This window comes from Brevibacillus borstelensis, from assembly GCF_037834415.1.
Taxonomy (GTDB): domain Bacteria; phylum Bacillota; class Bacilli; order Brevibacillales; family Brevibacillaceae; genus Brevibacillus; species Brevibacillus borstelensis_A.
Map to the genome: position 1 here is coordinate 1 of NZ_JAUMSJ010000109.1, position 742 is coordinate 742.

Genomic DNA, 742 nt, shown 5'->3' on the forward strand with positions numbered 1-742 from the left:
TAACGAAACTAAAAAAGGAAATCGAGTGGTTGAAGGAAGTGGATTCGACTGCTCTGCAATCCACATTGAAAGATTTGGATTCTTCGTACAAAAAGTTTTTCAAAGAGAAAAAAGGCTATCCGAAATTCAAAAGCAAGAAGAACCCAAAGCAATCCTATACATGCAAAATGAACATCAAAGTGGAAGGAAATCGTATCAAACTTCCTAAACTTGGATGGGTAGCATATGCGAAATCCAGGGAAGTTGAGGGACGTATCCTATCGGCTACGATCAGACGCAATCCTTCTGGGAAATATTTTGTGTCAGTTCTGTGTGAAACAGTGGTTCAATCACTTCCGCAAGTGGAACAGACGGTAGGGATTGACCTTGGAATCAAGGATTTCGCCATACTTTCTACTGGTGAGAAGATAGGGAATCCCAAATACTATCGCAAATATGAAAAACAACTGGCGAAGTGGCAACGGATTCAATCTCGCAGACAAAAAGGCAGTAAAAACCGTAACAAAGCACGTATCAAAGTAGCTAGGCTCCACGAAAAAATTGCAAATACCCGTAACGACTTTCTACATAAGCTGTCAGCCAAGCTGATCAACGAAAACCAAGTGATCTGTTTGGAGGACTTGCAAGTAGAAAACATGGTCAAAAACCACAAGTTAGCAAAATCCATCGCAGATGCATCGTGGTCTATGTTTCGGACGATGCTGGAGTATAAGGCGGAATGGTACGGAAGGACGATCTCTAT

General features: G+C 41.6%; 1 protein-coding gene. It reads left to right on the forward strand.

The window, feature by feature from the left end:
• Positions 1–742: RNA-guided endonuclease TnpB family protein (locus tag Q3F21_RS27175; protein WP_340259716.1), on the forward strand; the 742-nt coding region annotated here is incomplete at both ends.